The organism is Microbacterium sp. UBA7513, assembly GCF_002478345.1.
Taxonomy (GTDB): Bacteria; Actinomycetota; Actinomycetes; order Actinomycetales; family Microbacteriaceae; genus Microbacterium.
Genome location: NZ_DLNJ01000017.1, coordinates 100,986 through 104,575 on the forward strand (window position 1 = coordinate 100,986; position 3,590 = coordinate 104,575).

Genomic DNA, 3,590 nt, shown 5'->3' on the forward strand with positions numbered 1-3,590 from the left:
ACCGATTTCGAGAAGGGCTTCACCAAGGCCGAGATCGTGTCGTTCGACGACCTCGTGGAGACCGGATCTGTGCAGGAGGCCCGCGCCAAGGGCAAGGCGCGCCTCGAGGGCAAGGACTACGTCATGCAGGACGGCGACGTCGTGGAGTTCCGCTTCAACAACTGAGTTCGAGTCTCGGGCTCTTGACCTGGTTTCGCTCGATCTCGAACAAGTTCGGTTGAGCGTGGCGACAGCTTTGTGAGATATTGATGTCGCAATGAGCTACGAAGACTATCGAGGTCGTTTCGACGACGTGCAGAACCAATACAACGTCATGGCGCTGGTTGGAAACGGGTTCGACATTCAGGCGTTGTCCGGACTTGGCTCTCTGACCGACACCCGCTACGAGTCGTTTTACCACTATCTGAAGTACCGGAAGTTCGACGGCGAGAACAAGATTCTCGAGCGAATGGAGAGCTTGCGCGGCACCGCTGAGAACTGGAGCGACATTGAGTCAGCAATTGAGGGCTTGCTCAACGTGGATCGAGTTGACCCTCGCGCCATTGCCGACGATCTTAAAGACGTGCAACGGGAGTTCTCTACCTTTCTGGACCAGGTTGTGACTCCAGACCTCCTTGCTCAACTTGGCGAGCGGGCCGTTTCAAACAACTCCAGTATGGTCAGCTTCACCGAGTTCCTAGGAGACATCAGCGATTCGGAGGAGTATTACAAGATGCGGCTTCCCCGGCGCATCAACATAGGTGACTTGTTGAACTTCAAGTTCGTGAACTTCAACTACACCACGCTCCTGGATGATTTCGTCTATCTCGATCAGATGCAGTTCGATCCGCATCCTTACAAATGGTCGGATCGCAACATCAATTTCCATCCGAATCCGCTTGGACACCCGTATTCCGAGGCGCACCCGGAGTTTCACCCGGAGAATAAGTCTTTCCATATGGTGTCCTACTTGGTATCTGATGTTGTCCACCCGCATGGGATACAGTCCATCCCGCGATCGCTGCTTTTCGGCATAGACGAGGCACCGAAGCGCGCGCAGAAGCTATCGAAACCGTACTGGGCGCAGAACAAGGTCAAGTACGGCGGGCTGTTTCCAGCTACTGACTTGTTCATCATCTTTGGTTGCTCACTGGGAGAAACAGACCGATGGTGGTGGAGAGCCATCATCGACGGAATGCGCGATAACGAGAATGCAGACCTTATCCTTTACTGGCGCCGTGGCTCCGGGGATAGTGCTTTGACCGCCCCCGAACTGCGCGAGAAGTTTGCGACCGCTGCGGGATTTCGGAATGACGCGGACGTCCTGGGTTTGCTCGGCGAGAGAGCCCGCGTCGTGCTCTACGACGACGCGAGTGAGCGAGCATGGCTAAACACGAATGCGATCACGCCGCCGTCGTGGGTGAGTTAATGGTTGGTTGGCGCACATTCAAGGCTCCGAACCAAACGCCTATCGGTGACGTAACGCGGTGGAGTTCCGCTTCAACAACTGAGTCCCGGACGACATGACCCGAGTGGCGCGGACAACATAGTCCGAGGGTGGACGCTTGAGATTAGTTTCGACGCAAGATATTGTCGATTTCCAGCTCCGGCAATTTGGCCATCGTCCGACGTGCCCACTCGGGGTCAACCATGGCTTGCGCGAACGTGATCTGCAGTTGGGCTTCTTTCATCGTGTAGTGGAGCAACTCCGTCCAGTAGACAATTTCTACGTGCCGCCTCGAGCTCATGACGGCCATCAGGAAGGCCGTGGCGCTCTGATTCATGCTATCCAGGCACTCATACGCCGGCATGTAGAACCCCACAGGTCTTGGGCCATGGAGGAAGACACCCGACGAGTCCGCGACTGCTGACTTCACAGATCCACTGTGCGAGGCGTGGACGTGGTGACTGGCGTTCGAAAAGCGGGAGCTTGCATCGTCGTTTCCGTACGCTCTGCTCATGTCTGCGTAGGTCACGCGACGGTCGTCGAAGGCGGGCGATGCCCAGCCGTATGGTTTGGACATTGAGACGCAATGTTGCCGGATGACGCGCTGATACTGCCTGTCTATTGTCTGGGAACCCTCGTCAGCAAGGCCTCGAATATGACCGTCCTCCTTCCGGCGCCACATCTGGCTCTTCGGACATCCGGTGGGGTGAGGGTGGCCGGGCGGTGATTCGGCGGTAGGGGTCGAGGTCCCCGAGGATCAGAAGCGCTAACTCTCTGATTCCGACCGAGGACCTCGACGTGCTTCACCCTACTTCGGGGTGCGCTGACGCGCGCCCCGCCGACTGTCCGTGTGCCCGCTGCGACCTGCTTCTCGGCCTCGACGGTGTCCATGTCGAGCACGTCGAGCGTCGCGACGGACTTCTTGTGGTGACCGTTTCGACTCCGGCGTCCCCGACGGGCTGCCCGGGGTGCGGCGTGCTCGTGACGAGCCGTGGTCGGCGCCTTCGGGTGCTGCATGACGTGCCGGGTGTGACGCGGGTGAGGGTGGTGTGGCGGCAGCGGATGTGGCGGTGCGGCGAGTCCGGCTGTCCGCGGAAGACGTTCGTGGAACAGGTCCCGTCGCTGGTCGCGCCGCGCGGGTCGATCACGAAGCGCGCCGTCGCGTGGGCGATCGGGCAGCTGCGTCGCGAGCACGCCACCATCCAAGGACTCGCCCGGCAGCTCGGGACGTCGTGGAAGACGTTGTGGCGGGCCGTCGAACCCGAACTGGTCAAGCTCGCGGCGGACGAGTCCCGGTTCGAGAATGTCACCAGCCTCGGCGTCGACGAGCACGTCTGGCATCACGTCGACCCGCGCCGACGGGGGCCGAAGGAGCTGACCGGGATGGTCGACCTCACCCGCGACAGCCAAGGGAAGACGCGGGCCAGGCTGCTGGATCTGGTGCCCGGTCGATCCGGGAAGGCGTACGCGACCTGGCTCGGTGAGCGCGGCGACGCGTTCCGGAAGCAGGTGAAGGTCGCCGCGTTGGATCCGTTCGCCGGATACAAGACCGCGATCGACGACAAGCTCGACGACGCCGTCGCCGTCCTCGACGCGTTCCACGTTGTGAAGCTCGGCACCGCCGCGGTCGACGAGGTCCGCCGCCGCGTTCAGCAGGACACCCTCGGGCACCGCGGACGCAAGGGCGACCCGCTCTACGGGGTGCAGACCATCCTGCGCGCCGGGGCCGAGAACCTCACCAAGAAGCAGCGGGTGAGGCTGACCGCGGCGATGGAAGCCGACCCCGCGCACGACGAAGTGTTCGTCGCTTGGCAGTGCGCGCAGCAACTCCGCTCCGCCTACCACCAGGGCGATCTGGCCGCGGGGCGGCGGATCGCTGAGCAAGTCGTCGACACGTTCCACACCTGCCCGATCCCCGAGATCGCACGACTGGGCCGCACCCTCCGCCGCTGGCGCGACGCGTTCCTGGCGTACTTCACGACGGGGCGGTCATCGAACGGTGGCACCGAGGCCGTGAACGGGATCATCGAGCTCCACCGCCGCCTCGCCCGCGGCTACCGCAACCGGCACAACTACCGGCTCCGCATGCTCCTCGCCGCCGGCGGACTCACCCCATGACCCCCACCGGATGTCCGAAGAGCCTTGGGGGCTCTTCGGACATGCG

The 3,590-nt window shown here is 61.9% G+C and carries 4 protein-coding genes; 3 read left to right on the top strand and 1 reads right to left on the bottom strand.

The window, feature by feature from the left end; genetic code table 11:
- Both B2W79_RS09785 and B2W79_RS09790 read left to right on the top strand, forming a co-directional pair.
- On the top strand, window positions 1–165 hold a 165-nt coding region (locus B2W79_RS09785; protein WP_292789043.1), incomplete at its 5' end, for a DUF933 domain-containing protein.
- Between the two features lie 91 nt (window positions 166–256).
- Window positions 257–1,408: an AbiH family protein gene (locus B2W79_RS09790; RefSeq protein ID WP_292789028.1), complete on the top strand. Its 1,152-nt coding sequence runs from the start codon at window positions 257–259 to the stop codon at window positions 1,406–1,408.
- A 142-nt stretch (window positions 1,409–1,550) separates the two neighbouring features.
- On the opposite strand, the gene B2W79_RS09795 is transcribed toward B2W79_RS09790, so the two are convergent.
- Entirely contained in the window at window positions 1,551–1,763 is a 213-nt protein-coding gene (locus tag B2W79_RS09795) for a hypothetical protein (protein ID WP_292789031.1), read from the bottom strand.
- Window positions 1,764–2,224: 461 nt separating this feature from the next.
- Between B2W79_RS09795 and B2W79_RS09800 the strand changes: the two genes are divergently transcribed.
- On the top strand, window positions 2,225–3,544 hold the full coding sequence (locus tag B2W79_RS09800) for an ISL3 family transposase (protein ID WP_422655925.1): 1,320 nt from the start codon (window positions 2,225–2,227) through the stop codon (window positions 3,542–3,544).
- Window positions 3,545–3,590: the final 46 nt, after the last annotated feature.

What these genes read in the sequence shown, in the direction of transcription:
- B2W79_RS09790 (WP_292789028.1), top strand. Translation starts at nt 257, where the DNA reads ATGAGCTACGAAGACTATCGAGGTCGTTTCGACGACGTGCAGAACCAA.
- B2W79_RS09795 (WP_292789031.1), bottom strand. Translation starts at nt 1,763, where the DNA reads ATGAATCAGAGCGCCACGGCCTTCCTGATGGCCGTCATGAGCTCGAGG.